Origin of the sequence: Stenotrophomonas sp. yr243 (assembly GCF_900184195.1) — a bacterium.
In the GTDB taxonomy this organism is placed as follows: Bacteria; Pseudomonadota; Gammaproteobacteria; order Xanthomonadales; family Xanthomonadaceae; genus Stenotrophomonas; species Stenotrophomonas lactitubi.
Map to the genome: position 1 here is coordinate 367,986 of NZ_FXWT01000002.1, position 23,329 is coordinate 391,314.

Annotated in this window: 16 protein-coding genes; 2 read left to right on the plus strand and 14 right to left on the minus strand. The window is 67.1% G+C overall.

Annotated elements, in window-relative coordinates; translation table 11 throughout:
- Positions 1 to 74 precede the first annotated feature (74 nt).
- The 6 genes from QOL57_RS08430 to QOL57_RS08455 form a co-directional block, all read right to left on the minus strand.
- A complete protein-coding gene (locus QOL57_RS08430) occupies positions 75 to 614 on the minus strand; it encodes a GNAT family protein (RefSeq protein WP_089236621.1) in 540 nt (179 codons plus the stop codon).
- Complete coding sequence (locus QOL57_RS08435) at positions 607 to 3,732, minus strand: efflux RND transporter permease subunit (RefSeq protein WP_089236622.1); 3,126 nt, start codon at positions 3,730 to 3,732, stop codon at positions 607 to 609. The genes QOL57_RS08430 and QOL57_RS08435 overlap by 8 nt, the downstream gene beginning before the upstream one ends.
- Positions 3,729 to 4,835, minus strand: coding sequence for an efflux RND transporter periplasmic adaptor subunit (locus QOL57_RS08440; RefSeq protein WP_089236623.1), 1,107 nt, complete (start codon positions 4,833 to 4,835; stop codon positions 3,729 to 3,731). Before QOL57_RS08440 ends, QOL57_RS08435 begins: the two co-directional genes overlap by 4 nt.
- 289 nt (positions 4,836 to 5,124) lie before the next feature.
- Complete coding sequence (locus QOL57_RS08445; protein ID WP_089236624.1) at positions 5,125 to 7,188, minus strand: TonB-dependent copper receptor; 2,064 nt, start codon at positions 7,186 to 7,188, stop codon at positions 5,125 to 5,127.
- 72 nt (positions 7,189 to 7,260) lie between these two features.
- A complete protein-coding gene (locus tag QOL57_RS08450; protein ID WP_280521848.1) occupies positions 7,261 to 7,689 on the minus strand; it encodes a DUF2946 family protein in 429 nt (142 codons plus the stop codon).
- A 613-nt stretch (positions 7,690 to 8,302) separates the two neighbouring features.
- On the minus strand, positions 8,303 to 9,286 hold the full coding sequence (locus tag QOL57_RS08455) for a LysR family transcriptional regulator (RefSeq protein WP_089236625.1): 984 nt from the start codon (positions 9,284 to 9,286) through the stop codon (positions 8,303 to 8,305).
- Positions 9,287 to 9,494: 208 nt separating this feature from the next.
- Here QOL57_RS08455 and cysK point away from each other — a divergent pair, with 208 nt between their 5' ends.
- Positions 9,495 to 10,454, plus strand: a complete 960-nt coding sequence (cysK, locus tag QOL57_RS08460) for a cysteine synthase A (protein WP_089236626.1) — start codon at positions 9,495 to 9,497, stop codon at positions 10,452 to 10,454.
- Between the two features lie 321 nt (positions 10,455 to 10,775).
- Positions 10,776 to 11,372, plus strand: a complete 597-nt coding sequence (locus QOL57_RS08465; RefSeq protein ID WP_089236627.1) for an O-acetyl-ADP-ribose deacetylase — start codon at positions 10,776 to 10,778, stop codon at positions 11,370 to 11,372.
- 72 nt (positions 11,373 to 11,444) lie between these two features.
- Here QOL57_RS08465 and QOL57_RS08470 read toward each other — a convergent pair whose 3' ends face one another.
- The 8 genes from QOL57_RS08470 to gap all read right to left on the minus strand — a co-directional run bounded on the left by QOL57_RS08470 (position 11,445) and on the right by gap (position 23,202).
- A complete protein-coding gene (locus QOL57_RS08470; RefSeq protein ID WP_089236628.1) occupies positions 11,445 to 12,557 on the minus strand; it encodes an ABC transporter substrate-binding protein in 1,113 nt (370 codons plus the stop codon).
- Positions 12,558 to 12,689: 132 nt separating this feature from the next.
- Positions 12,690 to 13,694: a class I fructose-bisphosphate aldolase gene (locus QOL57_RS08475; protein ID WP_089236629.1), complete on the minus strand. Its 1,005-nt coding sequence runs from the start codon at positions 13,692 to 13,694 to the stop codon at positions 12,690 to 12,692.
- 195 nt (positions 13,695 to 13,889) lie between these two features.
- Positions 13,890 to 15,356, minus strand: a complete 1,467-nt coding sequence (gene pyk, locus QOL57_RS08480) for a pyruvate kinase (protein WP_089236630.1) — start codon at positions 15,354 to 15,356, stop codon at positions 13,890 to 13,892.
- Between the two features lie 181 nt (positions 15,357 to 15,537).
- The gene (locus tag QOL57_RS08485) at positions 15,538 to 16,206 is read right to left on the minus strand and encodes an HAD hydrolase-like protein (protein WP_089236631.1); all 669 of its coding nucleotides are present in this window, start codon (positions 16,204 to 16,206) and stop codon (positions 15,538 to 15,540) included.
- Complete coding sequence (locus QOL57_RS08490) at positions 16,203 to 17,378, minus strand: phosphoglycerate kinase (RefSeq protein ID WP_089236632.1); 1,176 nt, start codon at positions 17,376 to 17,378, stop codon at positions 16,203 to 16,205. The genes QOL57_RS08485 and QOL57_RS08490 overlap by 4 nt, the downstream gene beginning before the upstream one ends.
- A gap of 634 nt (positions 17,379 to 18,012) precedes the next feature.
- A complete protein-coding gene (locus QOL57_RS08495; protein WP_089236633.1) occupies positions 18,013 to 19,389 on the minus strand; it encodes a DUF3999 domain-containing protein in 1,377 nt (458 codons plus the stop codon).
- Positions 19,386 to 22,070 (minus strand): DUF2339 domain-containing protein, encoded by a 2,685-nt coding sequence (locus tag QOL57_RS08500; RefSeq protein ID WP_089236634.1) that lies wholly within the window; start codon positions 22,068 to 22,070, stop codon positions 19,386 to 19,388. The genes QOL57_RS08495 and QOL57_RS08500 overlap by 4 nt, the downstream gene beginning before the upstream one ends.
- Before the next feature lie 127 nt (positions 22,071 to 22,197).
- Positions 22,198 to 23,202 (minus strand): type I glyceraldehyde-3-phosphate dehydrogenase, encoded by a 1,005-nt coding sequence (gene gap / locus QOL57_RS08505; protein ID WP_025874252.1) that lies wholly within the window; start codon positions 23,200 to 23,202, stop codon positions 22,198 to 22,200.
- Between the last annotated feature and the right edge of the window lie 127 nt (positions 23,203 to 23,329).

Below are 23,329 nucleotides of genomic sequence, written 5' to 3' on the forward strand. Positions count from 1 at the left end.
CGAGCCCATGCTCGGCTGCCGTCAGGGGCCCAAGCCGAGCACGGGCTCGGCTCTACAGCGGCCAGCCCGCGTGTTCAGGGCAACGCGGTGCGCACCCGGGCGAAGCGGCGCAGGTCATGCAGGACGCCGCGCTTGTAGACGGCGCAGCGCTCCACGCCCTCTTCCTGAAAACCGTTCTTTTCCAGCACCCGGGCCGAGCCCAGGTTGAAGTCGACCACCGTGGCCTGCAGCCTGAACAGGCCAAGCTCGTCCATCACCCAGGGCGCGAACAGACTGACCACACCGGTCATCAGGCCCTGCCCCCAATGGGCCTGGCCGAGCCAGTAGCCCAGTTCAGCGGTATGCCCGCGCTCGGCCACACCCTGCTGGGCACCCACGCTGCCGCAGGCCTGGCCGTCGATCTCGATGGCCAGGTTCAAGGTGCCGGGGGCCAGCACGCGCCCGCCCAGGAACGCTTCGCCATCCTCGCGGGTGTACGGGTACGGGAAGCGGTCACGCAGCCCACGCGAGACGTCCGCGTCGTTGGCGTGGCGCAGCAGCGACGCCAGGTCATCGCTGCGCCAGGGCCGCAGGAGGAAGCCTTCGCCCTGCAGAATGCGCGCCGGCTCAGGCATGACCACCGACCGACGGCGAGTCGGCCTCCTGCTTTTCCAGCTCGCGCTTCACCGCTTCCGGCGAGCGGGTATACGGGGCCAGCCGCGCGTAGAACGCCGGCACCACGAACAGCGACAGGAAGGTGGAGAGGGTGACGCCGAAGATGATCACGATGCCGATGGTGCCACGGCTGGCCGAACCCGGGCCACCGGCCACCACCAGCGGGATGGCGCCGACCACGGTGGCGATCGAGGTCATCAGGATCGGACGCAGGCGCACCATCGCCGATTCGATGATCGCTTCGCGCACGGTTCGCCCGTCGTCACGCAGCTGGTTGGCGAATTCGACGATCAGGATGCCGTTCTTGGCCGCCAGGCCGACCAGCATGACGATGCCGATCTGGCTGAACAGGTTCACCGTGCCGCCACTCAGCCACAGGCCGACCAGCGCACCGAGCACACCCAGCGGCACGGTCAGCATGATCGTCAGCGGGTGGATGAAGCTCTCGAACTGTGCGGCCAGCACCAGGTACACCACCAGCAGGGCCATGGCGAAGGTCAGCAGCACCGCACCGCCTGCACTCTGGTACTCGCGCGATTCGCCCTTCCAGTTCACCTGCGCGTACTGCGGCAGCTCTTCGCGGGTCACCTGCTGCGCCCAGGCGATGGCCTCGCCCAGCGGATACCCCGGTGCGAGGCCGGCACTGATGGTGATCGAGCGCAGCCGGTTGAAGCGGTTCAAGGTGCCCGCTTCGGCCACTTCGCTCAGCGTGACCAGGTTGGACAACGGCACCAGTTCGCCGGAGGTCGCTCGCACGCGGATCGCGGCGAGGTCGGCCGGGCTGGCGCGACCATCGCGGCCGGCCTGGACCAGCACGTCGTACTCCTCGCCGTTGTCGACGAAGGTGGTGACGCGGCGCGAGCCCATCATCGTTTCCAGCGCCGAACCGATCGCGGTGACCGGCACGCCGAGGTCGGCCGCACGCTGGCGGTCGATGTTCACCCGCATCTGCGGACGGGTTTCCTTGTAGTCCGAGTCCGGGCCGACCAGGCCGGGGTTGTCGGCCATGCGCAGCAGGATGCGGTCGCGCCACTGCGCGATCTCGGCATATTCCGGGCCACCCAGCACGATCTGGAACGGCTGCCCGCCACTGCGCACCAGGCCGCCACCGACCTGGGTGCGTACGCGCACGCCACGGATGGTGTCCAGTTCCTTCTGCAGTTCGTTGGCTACTTCCGGCGTGCCTTCGCTGCGCTGGCGCCACGGCTGCAGGAACACGCTGACGCGGCCGGTGTGCATTTCCTCGCTTGCGCCGAAGCCGCCGGGCACGCGCGGGTTGGCGCGCACGATCGGCTTGTCCGCGCCCACATGCGGTGCCAGCAGCGCTTCCACCTGCTGCACCTGCTGCACGGTGTAGTCGTAGCCGGCACCCTCCGGGCCGTCGATCATGATCTGGAACGAACCTCGGTCTTCGGCCGGGGCCAGTTCCGAAGGCAGCACCTTGATCAGCAGCCAGCTGGCCGCCAACGCAGCGACCATCACCAGCAGGTAGATCCAGGTGCGATTCACATGATGATCGAGCACGCGACCGTAAGCGCCAGCCAGGCGTTCCAGATTGCGGTTGATGAAACCGTGCAGCCCGCGCGGTGCTTGCCCGGTATGCGGCTTGAGCAGCTTGGAGGCCATCATCGGGGTCAGCGTCAGCGCGACGAACGCGGACAGCGCGACCGCTGCGGCCAGCGCCACCGCCAATTCACGGAACAGGCGCCCGGTATTGCCTTCCAGGAAGCCGACCGGCAGGAACACCGCCACCAGCACGGCGGTGGTGGCGATCACCGCGAACGCCACCTGCGCAGTACCGCGCTTGGACGCCACCAGCGGCGGCTCGCCCAGGTCGATGCGGCGTTGCACGTTTTCCACCACCACGATCGCGTCATCCACCACCAGGCCGATGCACAGCACCAGCGCCAGCAGCGTCAGCAGGTTGATCGAGAAGTCGAACGCATACAGCGCGATGAACGCCGCCACCAGGCACACCGGCACCGTTACCGCCGGAATCAACGCCGCGCGGAAGCTGCCGAGGAACAGCCAGATCACCGCCAGCACCAGGATCATCGCCTCCACCAGCGTCGCGTACACACGGTCGACGGCGGCCTCGATGAAGGTGGTGTTGTCGAAGGCAACGAAGATCTGCGTACCCTTGGGCAGGGTCAGTGCAACACGTTCGGCCTCGGCGCGCGCGGTGCGCGCCACGTCCAGCGAGTTGGCGGTGGAGGTCTTGACGATGCCCAGGCCGATGCCGGGCTCGCCATTGCTTCGGTAGTACGCGCGACGCTCGGCCGAGGCCAGCTCGATCTTCGCCACATCGCCCATGCGCACCACGTAGCCATCACTGCCCTTGCCCAGCGGGATGGTCGCGAAGTCTTCGGGCTTGATGTAGTTGCGCTCCACGCGCAGGGTGAAATCGCGGTCGGTGGATTCGATGCGGCCGGCCGGCAGTTCCACGTTCTCGTTGCGCAGCGCGGTTTCGATGTCGCCGGTGGTCAGCCCGCGTGCGGCCAGCTGGTCGCGGTCCAGCCAGATGCGCATCGCGTAGCGCTGGCGGCCACCGATGCGGACCTGGGCCACGCCGTCGAGGCTGGAAAAGCGGTCGACCACGTAGCGGTCGGCGTAGTCGCTCAGTTCCAGCGTGTCCATGGTCGAGGACACCATGTTGAACCAGATGATCGGATCGGCATCGCTCTCGACCTTGGCGATCTCCGGTGGCCGTGCCTCTTCGGGCATGCGGTCGGCCACGCGGCTGACCGCATCGCGCACGTCGTTGGCCGCCGCTTCGATGTCACGGTTGGAGGTGAACTCGATGCTGACCTGCGAGCGGCCGTTGGTGCTGCGTGCGTTGATCGTATCGATGCCTTCGATGCCGGCCAGCGCGTCTTCCAGCACCTGGGTGATCCGGCTCTCGATCACCGCTGCCGAGGCACCGGTGTAGTCCACCGACACCGAAACGATCGGCGGGTCGATGGCCGGCAGTTCGCGCAGGGTCAAGCGGGTGAAGGACATCACGCCCAGCACCAGCAACAGCAGGCTCATCACCACGGCAAACACCGGCCGCTGGATGGAGATGTCAGACAGCTTCATCCGCCGTGACCCTCGGCAGCGACCGGTGCTTCAACCGTCGCCGGCTGCGCGCCACTGGCGGGCGCCGCGTCCGTGGCCGCCACCTTCAGGCCTGCACGCAGCTTGCCGGTGCCGTCCACCACGATGCGCTGGCCTGCCTGCAGGCCCTGCTTGATCTCGACCACGCCAGCGCGACGTGCGCCGGTGACCACGTCCACGCGTTCGACGGTGTCATCGGCCTTGATCCGGTACATGAAGCTGTCGCGACCGACCTGCACCACGGCAATTTCCGGCACGACCAGTGCGGGTCGATCGGGATGGAACAGACGCACGTCGAGCAGCATGCCCGGACGCAGTGCGTGGTCGCCGTTGGCGAAGTCGGCACGCACGGTCACCGCACGGGTAGCCGGGTCGATACGTGCATCGATGGTGCTGACCTCGCCTTCGAAGGTGCGTCCCGGCCAGGCCACGCTGGTGGCCTGCACCTTGTCGCCCGTGGTCAGCGCGGCCAGTTCCACTTCCGGCACCTGGAAATCGATGTGCATGCGCTCGACGTCGTCGAGGGTGGCGATCACCGTGGTCGGCGTCAGCAGCGTGCCCGGGCTGATCTGGCGGATGCCGAGGACGCCGGCGAACGGCGCGCGCACACGGCGGTCGCCGATGTCCGACTGCATCTGCGCCACGCGTGCTTCGGCGGCGTCGCGGATCGACTTCTGCGTATCCAGAGTCGCGCTGGACACCAACCGCTGTGCCGCCAGTTCGCGCTGGCGCTTGTACAACTGGTCGGCTTCGCGGAAGGTCGCCTGCGCCTGCACCAATGCGGCTTCCTGGGCCTGCCCGCGCAGGGTCACCAGCGGCGCACCGGCGGCGACCTGCTGGCCACTTTCGAAATGCACGCGCTCGACGATCTCGCTCACCTTGGCGGTCACGCTGATCGACTCGCGCGCCTTGGCCGTACCCAGCGCCTGCAGCGTGTCGCTCCACTGCATCGCGTGCACGACCTGCGCGGTGACCGGCACGGCTTCGCCCTGCCGACGCGCGGCGGCCTCCTGTTTGCCTGCGCACCCGGCCAGCACGGCCAGGCTGAGGCCAAGGGCCAGGGTCGAAGCGATACGAGCCAACATGAACAATCCTGAGCGATCCACGGCCGCCGAGTGTAGGCAAGGCCCCGCAAAAGCGATATGTGCCAAGCGTTTACCGGTGTGGAACAGGTACTGCGATAGCGCTGTGCGCCCATTCCATGCAAGGGTCCGCAGCACGGTGTCGGTGTATGTCGGGATGTATCCCGGCGCGCCATGAGCGGCGACGCCGTCGTAGAGTCGGGAGGCCCGGCCGAGGGCGCCGGGCGGGGTCGGAACCTGGCGGGGATCCGACCCCGTTTTCTTTGGACGCAGGCCTTCTTTCCCCGGCGGATCAGTACCGGTAGTTCACCTTCATCCACAGGCTGCGGCCGGGCTCGTTGATGCGCACCGGATCGGCCGGGAAGCCGAAATCGGCACTACCGGCCAGATTCAGATGCTCGCTGTAGGCGCGGTCGAACAGGTTGTCGACGCCGGCGCTGAGCTGCAGCTGCGAACTGAAACGATAGGCGGCATTGAGCGCCAGCGTCGCAAAGCCGCTGCTCGGCCCGAGGTCCTGCGCCACCACGTTGCCCTGCCCGTCCGCGACCCGATGCTGATGGGTGACCGCGCGCACCAACGCGCCGGCACTCCAGCGCTGGCCTTCCCAGTCAGCGCTCAGGCGCGCTTCCAGCGGCGGCATCTGCGGCAACGGGCGATGCTGGGCGCGGTTCTCGCCCCAGGCATAGGCCAGCGTGCCACCCAGCTTCCACTGCTCGTCCAGCTGCAGCTGCAGGCCGGCCTCGGCACCGGCGATGCGTGCCTGCACGTTGTCGGCCTGGCTCATGCCCATCATGCCGCTGCCGCGATAGGTGAACAGGATGTAGTCCTGGATCTGCCCCGCATAAGCCGAGACCCAGGCCTGCACGCGCGGGCCCTTGTATTGCAGGCCAACGTCGAGCTGGGTGGTGCGCTCGGGCTGGATGCCAGCGAACGCGTTCACCGCACCTGCGGGCCCATGATCGGGCGAGAACAGTTCCCAGTAGTCGGGCATGCGCTGGCTGTGGCCAAGGCCGGCATACCAGGTCAGGCCGTCGGCGAGATCCTGTTCGTAGCGCAGGAACCCACTGCCCAGCCATTCCCTGCGGCGCTGGCCGGCGGTGGGATTGGGCATCACCATCATCATGCCGCCGATGTCGGCGCGCTCATCGCGTACGCTGGCACGATCGACGCGCAGGCCACCGATCCAGCGCTGGTCGGTGCCGGCGCCGAGGGTCAGTTCGGTGAACGCACCGTAGCGGCGGAAGTTGGCGTCGGTGTTCCAGTCCGCCTGTCTGTAGGTGTCGCGCCCCATGCCCATGCGGCCGCGATGTCGGCTGTCCTCGCCGTCGACGCCGGCCACCAGCTGCACGTCCTGCCAGCGCCATTCGGAGCTGATGCGCCCACCCTGCGTGCGGCGATCCACGTTCGACGCCATCGGCATCGGCATCATGCTGTGCGGGTTCGGTTCGCGCAGCGTGTAGTTGTCCATCACGTGATCGGCTTCGTTGTAGTACACGTTGGCCTGCAGCGTGTCCCACGCCCCGGGCAAGTTGCGCTTCTCGAAGCGCGCGGCGTAGCTGGTGCGCTCGAACGCGGCACCGTCCATGCCGCGCCCGGCGTAGCGCGCGATCGCATCGCCGGCACCGGCGGATACTTCAAGCAGGGTATCGGCATCAGGCGTCCAGCCAACCGCTACGTCGCCATTCCACTTGCGCCATTTCGACGGAACCACATCACCATTGCCGTCCTTGTAGTCATCGGCTTCGGAGCGATTGCCGCTGGCACGCACATAGCCCGTCGGATTGCCCAGAGTGAGGTCCAACACCTGGTCGTTGCGGTTGCGCGAACCAACCAGCGTGCTGGCATCTGCACGCAGCCCCGGCTCGTCGAAACGCGGGGTATCACGCTCAAAACGCACGGTGCCCGCAGACGCACCCGCGCCCCAACGCACGCTCTGCGGGCCCTTGATGATCGTCAGCCGGTCAAAGCTCTCCGGCGAGATGTAGGACAACGGATTGTCCATGCGCGAGGGACACGCACCAATCAGATTGCCATCGTTGCTGAGGATGTTCAGCCGTGAACCGAACATGCCGCGCAACACCGGGTCGCCGTTGGTGCCGCCATTGCGGATGGCGGAAAAGCCGGGAACGGTCTTCAGGTAATCGGCGCCATCGCTGGCCGGCACCGGCTGCCGCGGCAGGCGCGGATCGGTCACCCAGTGCAATGGCGAGGACGGTGCAGCGGCGGTGACCACCAGCGTATCCAGCGTCCGCGCTTCTTCAGCGGGCGCGGCATGGGCGAAGGGCGCGGTCAAGGCAACGCCAAGGGCAAACGGCAGGCGCGCACGGGCGCCCGCGCCGGGAAAAGTCATTTTCATGGAAACAGCTCCAAGGTACGCACGCGCGCACGACGCCCTTGCAGGCATCGTGCGACGGATTCGATAGGGAAATCAGCGGACGGTGGAGATCGGCGGCGGGCCACGCGCGGCGTGTGCCGGCCAATGCAGCAGCGGCAGTCGCAGCTGTGACCACGGGAACACCAGCGTCGGCCGCCACAGCAGGGGCAGCAGCAGCACCAGCACTGCCAGCCACGGCAGCAGGCGCATGGCCAGCACGCAGTACTCGCAGGCCTCGCCATGCATGGCGTGCGGATCGGCGGGCGGGCTGGGCACAGCCGGATCTGCATCGTGGTGCGCGTGACCGGCCATGGCCATGTCGCGCATGTCATGGCTCATGGCCGTATGGTCCATGCCTGCCATGCCCGCATGATCCATCGGCTGCGCCTGCAGCGCGCGGCTGACCAGCGGCGCGAGCACCATCAACAGCGTCGCGATGAAGGCGAGCTGGAGCAGGGTTCGATGCAGCTGGACGGTACGGATCACCGCGCTAGTTTAGAGGTGCCCCCCGGGGGCGCCGTGCGACGAACCGTCGCAGGAGAGGGTTTATCGGCAGAGCTGCGCCCTGCACCCGCAGAGGCAACAGCAACGGCAACGGCCGAAGCAACAGCAGAAGCTGGCTTCCTGTGGGATGGCGGGGTGGGTCCGGTTGCGGGGGACGCCGTAATCCCGTCCATGGGGGCTTGGCCGCGGCATCCATGCCGCGGACACCCCCGCAACCGGACCCACCCCGCCTTCGACAGATTTCCGCGATCTGTTGGAATGGCTCTTGGGGTCAGATCCGTTTTCCGTAGGAAAACGGATCTGACCCCAGATTGATTTCGATATCTGAAAGAGATTCATCCACGCATGGCGTGGATCTACCGTGTCGACCAAGGTCGACACCTACCAACAGCCGTCGGAATCTGTCAGAGGCGGGGCGGTGTCGGATTGCGGGGTGTCCGCGGCATGGATGCCGCGGCCAAGCCTACAGGGACGTACTTGCGGCGTCCCCGCACTCCGACACCGCCCCGCCACCCCACGGAATGCACGCTGTTGCTGTTGCTGTTGCTCCGGCCGGTAGCAGGTGCAGGGCGCAGCCCTGCTCGACCAACCCTCAGACCGTGATGGTCTGCGTCAGCGATTCCCAGGTCGGCGGCACCGGCCAGGACGCGGCCTGGTTGCCGTCCAGCACCCGCCGCAGGTCGCGCGGATCGATCTGCGGGGCCAGCACGTGCACCAGTTCCAACGCGTAATCGCGCAGCACCCGGTCGCGCGGCAGCACCGCCCAGGCGACGCACTCGGTGATCGGCGCCGGCGCCGGCCATACCCGCAGGTCTTCATCGTTGGCGCTGATCGCCATCTCGGCCAGCAGCCCCACCCCCAGACCCGTGCGCACATAGGTCTTGATCAGGTCGGCGTCCAGCGCGGTCAACGCCAGATCGGGTACCAGGCTCTGCGCGGCAAAGGCGCGCTGCAGGGAGGAGTTGGGTCGGGTCGAGGATTCGTAGCTGATCAGCGGCTGGCGGGCCAATGCTGCCAGGTCCGGTACGCGCCCGGCGCGGTCCAGTGGATGGCCCTTGGGCACCACCACCAGCCGCCGCCAGCGGAACAGCGGCACGGCGATGCCGTCGCTGGGTTCGCTGCCGGCAGTACTGATGATCGCGATATCGGCATCGCCCTGGTTCAGCCGGTCCAGCGCATCGGCCTCACCCGCCTGCTGCAGGTGCACGCTGACCTGCGGATAGGCCTGCTTGATGCGCGCCACGGCCGGCGGCAGCACGAAGCGCGCCTGGGTGTGGGTGGTGGTCAGGATCAGCTGACCCTGGCTCTCGCGGCGCTGGTTGGCCGCGTAGGTGCGGATGTTGTTGGCTTCGGACAGCACGGCGCGGGCGCGGCTGATCACTTCGGTGCCGGCCGGCGTGACCGACTCCAGACTGCGCCCCTTGCGTACGAACAGCAGGAAGCCCAGTTCGTCCTCCAGCTGCTTGAGCTGCTTGGACAGGCCAGGCTGGGTGGCATGCACCCGCGAGGCGGCGAGCGTGATGTTCAGCTCGGCGTCGGCGATGGCAACCAGATAGCGCAGCTGGGTCAGCGTCATGGCAGGCGGGCGGTGTGGGGGCGGAGGTCCACTCTAGGGTCAATTGCCGTCACCAGCTTATAACCAAAGGTTGTTTAAGAAAGGTATCTGGTCATTTCCGGGCGTCATATGCCGGCGCTACGGTCAGCCGGCAGCCGCTGGCCTGAACAGCCAGCCCTCTTCCCTTATGCCCGCCGAGCCCGGCGCGGCCTGTTCCTGGAGCGCTCCCATGGCCCTGTACGACTCCATCCTCGACACCATCGGCAACACCCCCATCGTCAAGCTGCAGCGCTTGGCGCCGCAGGGCGTGGCCGTGTACGCCAAGGTTGAATCCTTCAATCCGGGCGGCTCGGTGAAGGATCGCCTGGCACTGGCGATCATCCTCGATGCCGAACAGCGTGGCCTGCTCAAGCCGGGCGACACGATTGTCGAAGCGACCTCGGGCAACACCGGCGTCGCCCTGGCGATGGTGGCCGCCGCACGCGGCTACAAGTTCGTGGCGACGATGGTCGAGACCTTCTCGGTGGAACGCCGCAAGCTGATGCGCGCCTACGGCGCAAAAGTCATATTGACCCCGGCTGCCGAGCGCGGCAGCGGCATGGTGCGCAGGGCGCGTGAGCTGGCCGAGGAGCACGGCTGGTTCCTGGCCAGCCAGTTCGCCAATCCGGCCAACCCGGCCTACCACCGCAACACCACCGCCGCGGAGATCCTGCGTGATTTCGCCGGCAAGCGGCTGGACTACTTCGTCAGCGGCTGGGGCACCGGCGGCACCTTGACCGGCGTCGGCGAGGTGCTGAAGGTCGCCCGCCCCGACACCCGCATCATCGCCACCGAACCGGCAGGTGCCGCATTGCTGAAGGGCGACGACTGGAAGCCGCACAAGATCCAGGGCTGGACCCCGGACTTCGTGCCCGATGTGCTCAACCGCAGTGTGGTGGACGAACTGGTGACGGTGGAAGATGACCGCGCGATCGCCACCGCCCGCCGGCTGGCGGCAGAGGAAGGCATCTTCGTCGGCATCTCCGCCGGTGCCACCGTGGCCAGCGCTTTGGACGTGGCAGATCGCGCTGAACCGGGCGCAGTGATCCTGGCGATGTTGCCGGACACCGGTGAACGCTACTTCTCCACGCCGCTGTTCGCCGACGTCAATGAAGGTTCCGACGACGACTGGTTGGCCGGTCTGCCCTGATCGCCGCGTTGTCGATGACAGCAGGATGACGCCCACCCTCGCGGTGGGCGTTTCCATTTGGGCAATCCTGACTGGGCATTGCTGTTGCAAGCGGACCGTTTCTCCAGGAAATCAGAAGCAATCCACTTCAGGAACTTTCGTTTCGCCTGTGCGCGGCGCTCGCTTCAGCCTGCGTGAAGGCGTTGCCGGCCATCGTGCATGAACAGCGCGGATCGCAGTGCATGAGACGGTCATGACGCAGCATCGATGCCCTGTCCCGCAAGATGCGGGTGCAGCCAGCGTGGGCACGGCGCGCAACAACTACAGGCAGGAGACGGACGCATGAAGATCGAAGTGTGGCAGGGCGACATCACGGCCCTGGCGGTGGATGCGATCGTCAACGCGGCCAATGAATCACTGCTCGGCGGCGGCGGTGTCGACGGCGCGATCCACCGTGCGGCCGGCCCCGGCCTGCTGGCCGAGTGCGAGCGTCTGCCGGAGCTGCGCCCCGGCGTGCGCTGCCCGACCGGTGAGGTGCGCGCAACCGATGCCCATGCACTTCCGGCACGGCACGTACTGCACACCGTCGGCCCGGTCTGGCACGACGGCCAGCGCGACGAGCCGGCACTGCTGGCGAACTGCTACTGGAAGTCGCTGCAGCTGGCCGAATCGCTGAACCTGCAGTCGATCGCGTTCCCGGCCATCAGCTGCGGGGTGTATGGCTATCCGCTGTACCAGGCGGCGCAGATCGCGGTCACCGAAACACTGGCCTGGCAGCGCAGCCACGCCCAACCGATGCGGATCGTGCTGGTGGCGTTCAACACGGCGACCGCCAAGGCCTACCAGCAGGCGCTGTCGGCCGCAGGCCAGGTCGCCGACAGCGGACGCGGGTCGCTGCTGCCACCACTGGGCGATACCGGATTCGCGTCGGCGCATTGAAACAATGCGGGGCTTGGAAGAAAAAAGGCCGGGCATTGCCCGGCCTTTTCGTTTACGTCCGTCGCGACAGCGTCAGTTCGTTACTTCGGCGGCAGCGTCGGCCGCCGCCGTAGCAGCAGCCGATGCGGCAGCCGAAGCGGCGCCGTCGACCTGCACGCGTACTTCCACCATGCCCGCTTCGTCGCTCAGGCTGGTTACGTCCACGGTGTAGTGGCCGGCCGGCAGCGATTCTTCCAGGCGCGCGTTGGTGCCATTGCCACCATCGTCGTCCACCAGCTCCACGTTCGAACCGACCACGCGCAGCACCGTATCCACCTGGCTGGAAATCGCATCCAGGCGCACATCGGCCGGACGCGGCAGGCTCAGCAGGAAGCGGCGGCGCCCTTCGCCATCGAGCATGGCGAACACGCTGCCGGAGTTCGGCAGGGTGGTGCCATCACGCATGACCATGTTGGCCGGCAGCTCGGTGCGCTTGGCAGTCAGCTTGAAGGCGCCGGTACCGTCTTCGCCCAGGCTGCGCACGCGCAGGGTGTACTTGCCCGGTTCCAGCGGCATGCCGATGCGCGAATTGGTGCCGTCACCGCCGTCGTCGTTTTCCGACTGTGCGCCGTTGCCGTCCAGCTTCAGCACGGTATCGAACGCATCCGATTCCAGGCGGATCTCGTACATGCCCGCCTTGTCCACCTGCAGGGTGTAATCCTGCGACTTGGATACCAGCAGGTCGACGATCTCGCCTTCGGCCACCATCGGCTTGCCGTCATACGGCACCAGCTTCTCGGCGCGCAGGCGGTACGGGCCGAAAGCAGAGGGGCCGTCGGCATTGATGGCCACCTGGTAGCTGCCGGTGCCGTTGGCGCGGAATGCCAGCGAGACGTCGTCGCCGCGCTCGTAGCCCGAGCTGCTGCTGGCCACCAGCACGCCGTTGTTGAACACGGCGATCGAGCCGCGCAGCGCGCCGGTCAACTTGATGCCGACCAGTTGCTTGTCGTCCAGCTTCAGCTGGTACAGCTGATGGTGGCTGCCATCGTTGAAATTGACGCCGCTGCGCGAGGTGATTTCGCCGGATACCGGCTTGTCGAACTCCAGCGAGGGGGCCTTGCCCACGTCCGGGCTGCCACCCATCCGGTTGCAGCCGCCGACAGCCAGCACCGTGGCAACGGCCAGCGTGATTGCGGTAATACGCATGTTTTTTCTCCTTGGCCTTCCATGTATGCCCCACGCACTGGCCTGGCGTGCGGGAGGCGGCAACGATACCGGCAAAAGCAAACGCCGGCGTGATGCCGGCGCTGCGTTGTTCAGTTCATGCTGCGAAACGGATCAGCCGTTCCACTTGCCAAGCGCGGCCTGGCCGTTTTCCTTGGCGCGCTCGTAGACGGTCTTCTGCGCGGCGGCGTAGTTGCCCTTCATGTCCTTGCCCCACAGCTTCAGTGCCGCCTGCTGCATGGCACGGCCATAGGAGAAGCTCAGCGGCCACGGCAGGTGACCCATCTGGTTCATGGCATTGAGGTGTGCGGTGGACTGCTCATCGCCCTGGCCACCGGACAGGAACACCACGCCCGGCAGGATCGCCGGCACGGTGCTCTTGAGGCACATCACGGTCGACTCGGCCACTTCCTCGACGTCGGCCTGCTCGTCGCAGCCCTTGCCGGAGATGACCATCGAGGCCTTCAGGATGGTGCCTTCCAGCAGCACGTTCTGCTGGTACAGCGCGTCGAACAGCGAGCGCAGGGTGGCTTCGGTGACTTCGTAGCAGGTCTCGATGTCGTGCTCGCCGTCCATGATCACTTCCGGCTCGACCATCGGCACCAGGCCGCATTCCTGGCACAGCGCGGCATAGCGGGCCAGCGCATGCGCGTTGGACTCGATGCAGGTGCCCGACGGAATGCTCTCGCCGATGTTGATGACCGCACGCCACTTGGCGAAGCGTGCGCCCAGCTTGTAGTACTCCTGGAGGCGCTCACGCAGGCCGTCCAGGCCTTCGGTGACCAGCTCGCCCGGGCAACCGGCCAGCGGGTGCGCACCCTTGTCCACCTTGATGCCCGGAATCATGCCGTGGTCGGCCATGTACTTGGCGAACGGCACGCCGTCCTTGGTCGACTGACGGATGGTCTCGTCGTACAGGATCGCGCCGGAAATGTGCTCGTTGAGCTTCGGCGTGGTCAGCAGCAGTTCGCGGTAGGCGCGACGGTTCTCTTCGGTGTTCTCGATGCCGACGCTGGCAAAGCGCTTGGCGATGGTACCGGTGGATTCGTCGATCGCGATGATGCCCTTGCCCGGGGCAACCATGGCCTGGGCGGTTTCAGCCAGCTGTTCGATGCTCATGTACTTCCTGTGGCGGGTGCGGGAAAAACGTAAGTATAGCCCCGCTACCCGTTGCCCCGACGTGGAGGCTCGGATGGAACCGGTTCCACTGTCTGTGCGGGACAGGAAATGTCCTGCCGGATCGGGTCAGAGCCCCTCCGGGGATCTGACCCCGGGTCGGACCCGCGCAGCGGCTCCGACCCGACGCGACACGTCTTACAGGTCGCCGAGACCGCTGGCGCGGCCGTCGTCGCCGACTTCCAGCAGGCGCAGGGTATTGGTCGCGCCGTGGGTTTCCATGTGCTCACCGCTGGTAAACACCACACGGTCGCCGGCCTGCAGCATGCCGCCTTCCACCAGCAGGCGGATGCTGCCGCGTGCGGCTTCGCGCGGGGTGAAGCCACGGCTGTCGAAGTTGATCGGGAACACGTCGCGCATCAGCGCCATCTGCCGGCGGGCGCCGTCGTGGCGGGTAACCGCGAATACCGGTGCCGAAGCACGGAAGCGCGACAGGTAGCGGGCGGTGCCACCGGATTCGGTCATCGCCACGATCGCGCGCACGCCCACGTGCTGGGACAGGAACATGGTGGCCATGGCAATGGCCTGGTCGGCACGTTCCAGGTTGCGCGGCGAGGCGCCGAAGTCGGTCTCGGTCTGGAACTGGCGCTCGGCGCCCAGGCAGATGCGCGCCATCGCTTCGACCGCCTTGACCGGATACGCACCGGCGGCGGTTTCGGCCGACAGCATCACCGCATCGGTACCGTCGATGACCGAGTTGGCCACGTCCAGCACTTCGGCGCGGGTCGGAATCGGGCTTTCGACCATCGACTGCAGCATCTGCGTGGCGGTGATCACCACCTTGTTCTGCGCCAGCGAGGCCTTGATGATCTTCTTCTGCAGGCCCGGCAGCTCGGCATCGCCGATTTCCACGCCCAGGTCACCACGCGCCACCATCACCACGTCACTGGCGTCGACGATCTCTTCCAGGTTCTCGATGGCTTCGGTGCGCTCGATCTTGGATACCAGCGCGGCGTAGCAGCCGTGCGATTCGGCGATCTCGCGTGCATCGTTCATGTCCTGCGCATTGCGGCAGAACGACACGGCGATGAAGTCCACGCCGATCTTGGCGACGATGCCGATCAGTTCCTTGTCGCGCTCGGTCAGCGCGCCCAGCGACAGGCCACCGCCCTGCTTGTTCAGGCCCTTGCGATCGGACAACGGACCGTCATTGAGCACGGTGTTGATGATGCGCTCGCCCTGAACTTCCACCACCTGCAGCTGCATCAGGCCATCGTCGAGCAGCAGCACGTCACCGGCGGTCACGTCCTGCGGCAGGCCGAGGTAGCTCACGCCCACCTGGGTAGCATCGCCGGGGCCGGCATTGGTGCTGGCGATCAGGTCGAAACGGTCGCCGGCCTTGAGATGCACCTTGCCTTCGGCGAAGCGCTCGATGCGGATCTTCGGGCCCGGCAGGTCGGCCAGGATGCCCACTTCCACGCCCACACGCTGCGCGGCGGCGCGCACATCGGCGGCACGCTTGGCCTGGCCGGACGGGTCACCGTGGCTGAAGTTGAGGCGCACCACGTTGACGCCGGCGCGGAACAGATCCTCCAGCACGCCCGGCGGATCGGTAGCCGGACCGAGGGTGGCAAGGATCTTGGTGCGACGCTGACGCTCGAACATGATGGATGGGCCTCTCCCGTTAAAGGACGGAAATTAGCACATCCTTCACGTCCAATGTATACGGTTACAGCCTTGTGCTGCCTGACTCTGCGGGACATCGCACGGACATGTTCCGGACATACGCCGGCCGATGGCAGCGGAAACGCCGCCGGGCAAGGCCCGGCGCGCTGTCTCGTCTACGTCAGGCCAGCAATGCCAGCAGCTGCGTCGGATCACGGGCCAACTGCCCTGCACCGGCCTCGGTCAGCTCCTGCTCGCCACCAAAGCCCCACAGCACGCCCACGCTGCGCAGGCCGTGGTGACGGGCGCCTTCGATGTCCATGCGGCGGTCGCCGATCATCCAGCAGCGTTCCGGTGCCGGCTGCAGGCGGTGCAGCGCTTCGCCCACCAGCTGCGGCTTGCTGCTGCGCGAACCATCCGGCGTTGAACCGATCACGTCCTCGAACAGGTCACCAAAAGGCAGATGCTCGACGATGCGGCGGGCATGCGGCTCGTTCTTGGCGGTGACCACCGCAAGACGGTGACCCCGTTCGTGCAACGCACGTACCACCGTTTCGATGTCCGGATAGATCGTGTGCTCGCGCCAGCCTTCCACGTCGAAGCGCTCGCGATAGAAGGCCACGGCCTGCTCCACCCGTTCGGCATCCCCGAACAGCGGCGCGAAGGTGGTGCGCAGCGACGGACCGATCCAGCCCAGCAGCGTTTCCTGCGGCGGCACTGGGTGGTCCATCTTCTGCAGCGCATAGGCGATGCAGGTGGTAATGCCCACTTCCGAATCGATCAGCGTGCCGTCCATGTCGAAGAAGAGCGTTGCACGCGCTTCTCCGTCCACCCGCAGGTCGACGCTCATGCGCCGCGCGCGGCCAGGGCAGCCACCGCCGGCAGGGTCTTGCCTTCCAGGAATTCCAGAAATGCGCCGCCACCGGTGGAGATGTAGCTGACCTGCTGGGCGATGTCGAACTTGTCGACCGCGGCCAGGGTATCGCCACCACCGGCGATGGAGAACGCCGGCGAGCTGGCGATGGCGCGGGCCAGCGCTTCGGTGCCCTTGCTGAAGGCTTCGAACTCGAACACGCCGACCGGGCCGTTCCAGACCACGGTGCCGGCCTTCTGGATCAGCTGCGCGTACTGCGCGGCGGTCTGCGGGCCGATGTCCAGGATCAGGTCATCCTCGGCCACCGCATCGACGGCCTTCACTTCGGCGACCGCGTCGGGCAGGAACTGCTTGGCGGTGACCACGTCCACCGGTAGCGGGATGTCCGCACCGCGCGCCTTGGCGTCGGCCACGATCTTCTTCGCGGTATCCAGCAGGTCCGGCTCGTACAGCGACTTGCCGACCTTGTAGCCGGCCGCCGCGATGAAGGTGTTGGCGATGCCGCCACCGACGATCAGCTGGTCGACCTTGCCGACCAGGTTGGCCAGCAGTTCCAGCTTGGTGCTGACCTTGCTGCCGGCGACGATGGCCAGCAGCGGCTTGGCCGGTGCATCCAGTGCCAGTGCCAGCGCATCCAGCTCGGCCATCAGCAGCGGGCCACCGGCAGCAACCGGGGCAAAACGGATCACGCCATGGGTGGATGCCTGCGCACGGTGCGCGGTACCGAACGCATCCATCACGAACACATCGCAGAGGGCGGCGTACTTCTTCGACAGGGCTTCATCATCCTTGCCCTCGCCGACGTTCATGCGGCAGTTTTCCAGCAGCACCAGCTGGCCCGGCTGCACGTCGACGCCGTCGACCCAGTCACGCACCAGCGGCACTTCGCGGCCCAGCAGCACCGACAGGCGCTGCGCAACCGGCGCCAGCGAATCGGCTTCGCTCCACACGCCTTCCTTCGGGCGGCCCAGGTGCGAGGTGACCATCACCGCCGCGCCCTGCTCCAGCGCGCGCTTGAGCGTCGGCAGGGAAGCAGTGATTCGCTGTTCGGAGGTGATGCGGCCATTCTCGATCGGCACGTTCAGATCCTGGCGGATCAGCACGCGCTTGCCGGAGAGGTCGAGGTCGGTCATGCGGACGATGGACATGGGCAACTCTTTGGCTCTGGAGATGGGATGCCGGTTTACGGCAGATGGTCATTGTATCGGGTGGCGATGCCTGCGGCAGGCAGAGGCAACAGCAGGTGCAACAGCAACGGCAACGGCCGAAGCGCTGGCGCTTCGTGGTGCTGTGGGTGGGCCGGGGCGGTGTGAGCTCGCGGGGGACGCCGTGAATCCATCCCTGGAGGCTCGGGCGCGCCATCCATGGCGCTTACGCCCCCGCGAGCCCACACCACCCCGGCCTCGACAGGTTCATGAGACGGGGCGGATGGCAAAGGCAAGAGCGGTTTGTGATGTCGGATGGAGAAGGAATGTAGAGCCGAGCCCATGCTCGGCTGGAGGTTTCGCGGCGAGCAGCCGAGCGTGGGCTCGGCTCTACAAAAAGCGCGCAGCAAAGCTGCTTTTGCTCTTCTTTTTCTCTTCCGTGGGTGGACGCACACGGAAACTGTCAGAGGCCGGGCGGGTGGGCTGGGCAGGGGTGTCAGCCGCATGGATGCGGCTGCCAAGCCTACAGGGACGTACTTGCGGCGTCCCCTGCCCAGCCCACCCGCCCGGCCAAGCGAGGCTTTTGCTCCCTGCGACCAACCGACCACCCACGAGGGGCTGCGCCGTTCGCTGCAAACTACGCCGAAGGCGACGGCTTCTGCTTCAGCAGGCTCAACGCCAGTCCACCGACAACCAGCACGCCCAGCCCCAGCAGCGCCCACAGCAGCCACGCCTTCCAGTCGTGCTGCGGCTTCAGCGCCGCATCACCGGCCAGCGTCTCCGGGCTGCCTTCCAAGCGTGCCAGCGTCGGCTGCCACGACGGATCATTGCGCTGGCGCAGTTCCTCGATCAGCACCGTGATCGGTGCCTCCGCACGGCGCGCGGTGGTACTGCCCACGGCCAGTGCGTAGGGCGCTGCGCCCTGGCTGAGGAACACCATCACTTCCGGTTGATAGCCCAGGCGCAGCGTCGGCGCGCTGGTGGTCTCCACCGGGCTGGCTACCAGCTTCCAGTAACGGTCGCGGTACATGCCGCCCAACGGCTGTGCCGCCGATTGCTGGCGCTGGCCCGGGGCCCCCTGCTGCAGCTGATAGGCGATCCAGGGCGCGCTGCGGCGCTGCCATTCGGCGGCAGCGTCATCGCGACTGAACAAGGTCCACTGCACCAGGCTGTTGTCGGTGCTGGCCACGTCGGCGCGGGTCACCGGGAATCGGCCATCCAGCTCAAAGGTGAATTCCCCCTTGCCCTGCGCGGTCGGTGCCAGCGACAGCCACTCCCAGGGCACCGTTGCCGGCGCCGGCGGCAGTTCCGCCAGGACGCTGCGCAGCTCCGGCAGGCGCGCCTCGCCCTGCGGCAGGATCCGCAGGTAGCGCACGTTGCTGTCGACCTGCAGGCGGCGCTGCAGCAGGCGCTTGCCCGCGCGCTGCAGGTCCACCAGGGGGACGTCGCGGGCGATCGACTGCCAGCGCTGCAGATCGTCGCTGGCATCGAGCTGCACCTGCGCCTGCAGTGGCTGGCTGCTTTCGGCCCAGTCCAGCACCAGCGATGCCAACGGTTGCTGGCCGAGCACGCTGGCATCGATCAACCAGCCACCCTGCCCGTTCGCTACCGCACCACCACCAAGGCGAGCTTCGACCCGGCGCACACGGCCGTCGGTGTCGCGCTCGGTCAGCAGCTGCAGGTCGTTGCGCTGGGCCTCGGCCAGCGGCGGCAGCGGGAACCACGGCAGCTCGCGCTGCACCGGTGGCTGCGCCAATGGCTGGTCCGGCGCCAGCAGCGCCGACGGCAACGCTTGGCCGGCGGCGTTGAACACCTGCAGGTCGCCCAGGTCGGCTGCGCCTGCGCCGCGATAGATCGCCGGCTCCAGCACCACCCGGTAGGCGCCGGACTGCGCGCTGGACAGGCTCAGCGGCCATTGTTCGGCGTACTGCGCGCGGTAGTCCGTGGCCTGTGCAGCAACTGCACCGGCCACCCCGAACAATACCGGCAGCAACGCTCGGCTCCACTTCCTCATTGGTTTTCCTCCACGGTTGGCGGCGCGCTCGGCGGCGCGGGCGCCAGGTAGCCCACCACAGTGCACAGCAGGCCGTAGGCGATGAACGATGCAATTCCCAGCAGGTTGCCCAGGTGCTGGCGATCGATCAGCACCAGCTTGGCCAGCACCACGGCCATCAACACCGCACCGACCATCCACAGCACACGCTGGCCGCGACGCGAGCCCCACACCCAGGCGATCACACCAAGCACGCTCCACAACACGGTCAGGCTGGTCTGGGCCAGGCTGAAGCGGGCCATCGTCGGATCCCAGACCACCCCGCCCCAGTGATGCACGCCATGCAGCACCGTGCTGGTCAACGCGATGAAACCGGCCACGGCCAGCACTGGCACACGCAACCGCTGCAGCGACGCCGGTCCCTGCGCGTCATACAGCCAGCGCGCGATCAGCAGCAGGCTGACCCACTGTGCCAGTTCGGCAGGATTGAGCAGCGGCAACCACGGCAACGGCGTGGCGTCGCCCGCCAGGGTCAGGCCGAACAACCAGGCCAACGCCAGCACCGCGAAAATCACGCTCTGCAGCGGCAAGCGCACCGGATCAAACGCGGCACCCAGCGGCCAGCGCAGCACGTTCCAGCGCCACAGCGACAGCGCCGCCAGCAGCAACCACGGCAGGGTCACCAGCAACGCGGTCCAACCCTGCGCCAGGCGCGCGTCGCCGCCGCCCCACAGGGCCAGCAGCGAAAGCAGCGACGGCCACAGCAGCCACCACAGGAACTGGGCGATACGGGCCACGCCACCACTGCCCTGACGCAGGCACAGCAGGCTGCGCACGCCGAGCACGGCGAACACTGCCCATGCCAGCGCGCCATAGCCGGCAAACGGCTGCTGGTGCGCATCGCTCTGCAGCAGCGCCAGCGGGAAGCCTGCTGCCAGCATCACCAGCGCGGTCACGCCCAGCGCACGCGCCGGCATACGGCGCTGTACTTCCGACGCCAACCAGGCGGTGACGGCGGCCAGCACCAGCACGGCATCGGCCTGCGTCGAATGCTGGAAGAAGCGGCCGATTTCATGCACCAGACCGCCCAACCACCACAGCAGGCCCCACAGGTAGTACGCCAGGGCGATGTCATGGCGCTGCCTGCGCTGGTAGCTCCACGCCGCCGCGAAACCTGCCACGGCCAGCAGCAGCGCGCCGATCGCAGTCGGGTTGAGCAGGAAACGCTGGTCCTGATGCCAATGATCGGCCCCCACCACGAACGCGAATGCGGCAGCGAGCTGCAGCAGTGCACCGGTCACCTGCGGCAACCAGCGCTTCTGGCGCAACCCCAGCCACGCCAGGCCGGCACCCTCCAACGCGAATACCGCGCCGGTGGCCCGCGCCGAGAATGCCAACGGCACTGCCAGCGTCGCAAAGCCCACGGCCAGTACCGCATGCGACTGCGCCAGCACCGTATACGACGCGCGCGCGATCAGGGCGCGTGCCAGCAATGCATAGATCGCGGCCAGGCCCAGCGCACACAGGGCCAGCGTCATCGGCTGTTCGTGCAGCATGCCGGCCTGCAGCGAGAAGGCGATCAGCGGCGTGCCGAACACCAGGCTGCCGTCGACCAGATCGCGCCGCCCAGCCGGCTGCCGGCGCGCATACAACAGCGGAATCAGCAGGTAGAAGGCGAAGAACAGCAGCAGGAACGGTTCGGTGCTGGCGAACTTGGCCGCGTCGTACTGCAGCACGCCCCAGAACGTGCCGATGCCGAAGGTGAACGCGAAACCGAGCAGGTTCAGCACACGCCACGGCCGATACCAGGCGATGACGAAAATACCCGCGTTGAGCACGGCGTAGTAGCTGAACAGCCCGACGTGGTTACCACTGCCGGTGGACAGCCACAGCGGCGCCATGAAGCCCGCCAGGATGCCCAGCACCGCCAACGTGCGCGAGTTCTGCACCACCGCCAGCACGCACAGCCCCGCCACCAGCGCGATCGAGCTGGCAAAGGCGAAGCCGGGTGCGAGCAGATCAAAACGCTTGAAGGCAGCGAAAATGGTCAGCAGCAACACGCCGATGGCGCCGCCCTGCAAGGCCAGCGCGAACATCCGCCGGCGCTCGCGCTGGTGCCAGCCGAAGGCCAGCAGGCCCAGCGCACCGACGGTGATGCCCGCCAGCCGCAGTTCGACCGGTACCACCAGCCAGCCCTGATCGCTGACGTACTTGAGCAGCGCGGCGACACCGGCCAGCAGCACCAGCATGCCGATCTTGACCGGCACGTTGCCCTGGGTGAACCAGTGTTTGACCGCGCCAATCGCGCGCTCGACCAGGTTCGGCAGGGCCGGTTCGGCCGGCAGCGGCGGCAATGTCGGCTCCGGTGGCAACGGCGGTGGCGGCAGCGGACGCGCGGGTGGGGCCGGCGGCGGCAGCTCTTCGCGGGCGGCGATCGGCGCTGATGCCGGAGCGGCCGTGGGCCGCAGGAACGAGGGCTCGCTGCTGGGTTCGCGTGTTGGCGCAGGCGCGCGCGGCGGCTCGGCTACGGCCGAGGGCGCACGGCCTACCGTCCCTGCCTGGCTGGGCGCGACCTGCACGGTCTGTGCGGCCTCCAGGGCGGCGACCCGCCGGCGCAGGCCGGCAATCATCACCAGCGCCACCACCAGCAGCAGCGGTATCGCCAGCAGGACCAGTACTGCCAGGACCAAGAGTGCTTCCATTCCTCGCCTTCCAATGCGATCCCGCGCCACGATGGCGGCGGTCGACGGGCCCATGCTACGTCAGGCCGGGCCCCTTAAACGACGAACCCCGGCCAGGCCGGGGTTCGCGTGACGATCTTCGCAGGCCTTACTTGGCCGCGACGACCTTGGCCATTTCCAGGCACTTGTTGGAGTAGCCCCACTCGTTGTCGTACCACGACACGAGCTTGACGAAGGTGCCGTCGAGGGCGATGCCGGCGTCGGCATCGAACACCGAGGTGTGGGTTTCACCGCGGAAATCGGTGGCAACCACCTTGTCTTCGGTGTAGCCCAGGATGCCCTTCAGCGCGCCTTCGCTCTGTGCCTTCACTTCGGCGCAGATCTCGGCGTAGGTGGCTTCCTTTTCCAGCTCGACGGTCAGGTCGACCACCGACACGTCCGAGGTCGGGACGCGGAAGCTCATGCCGGTCAGCTTCTTGTTCAGTTCCGGAATGACCACGCCGACAGCCTTGGCTGCGCCGGTGGAGGACGGAATGATGTTTTCCAGGATGCCACGGCCGCCGCGCCAGTCCTTGTTGGACGGGCCATCGACGGTCTTCTGGGTGGCGGTGGCCGCATGCACGGTGGTCATCAGGCCGCGCTTGATGCCCCACTTGTCATTGATGACCTTGGCCAGCGGCGCCAGGCAGTTGGTGGTGCACGAAGCGTTGGAGATGATCGCCTGGCCGGCGTAGGTCTTGTCGTTCACGCCGAACACGAACATCGGCGTGTCGTCCTTCGACGGTGCCGACAGGATGACCTTCTTGGCGCCGGCATCGATGTGCTTCTGCGCGCTGACCTTGTCCAGGAACAGGCCGGTGGCTTCGAGCACGACGTCGACGCCGACTTCGTCCCACTTCAGGTTGGACGGATCGCGTTCCTGGGTCAGGCGGATCTTCTTGCCGTTGACCAGCAGATCCTTGCCATCGACGGCTACGTCGGCCTTGAAACGGCCGTGCACGGAGTCGTACTTGAGCATGTAGGCCAGGTAATCCGGCTCCAGCAGATCGTTGATGGCCACGATTTCGATGTCGTCGCCGAAGTTCAGCACCGCCGAGCGCAGGACGTTACGCCCGATGCGACCGAAACCGTTGATACCAACCTTGATTGCCATGTTCTCAAGCTCCTGCAGCCGCGACAGGTGCGGCGGGGTGGATAGGGCCCACAAGTCTAGCAGGCCGGCCTTGACCACCGCCGGCCAAGGCCGGCCCCGGGACGGGGGCCGGACAGGATTTGATCCG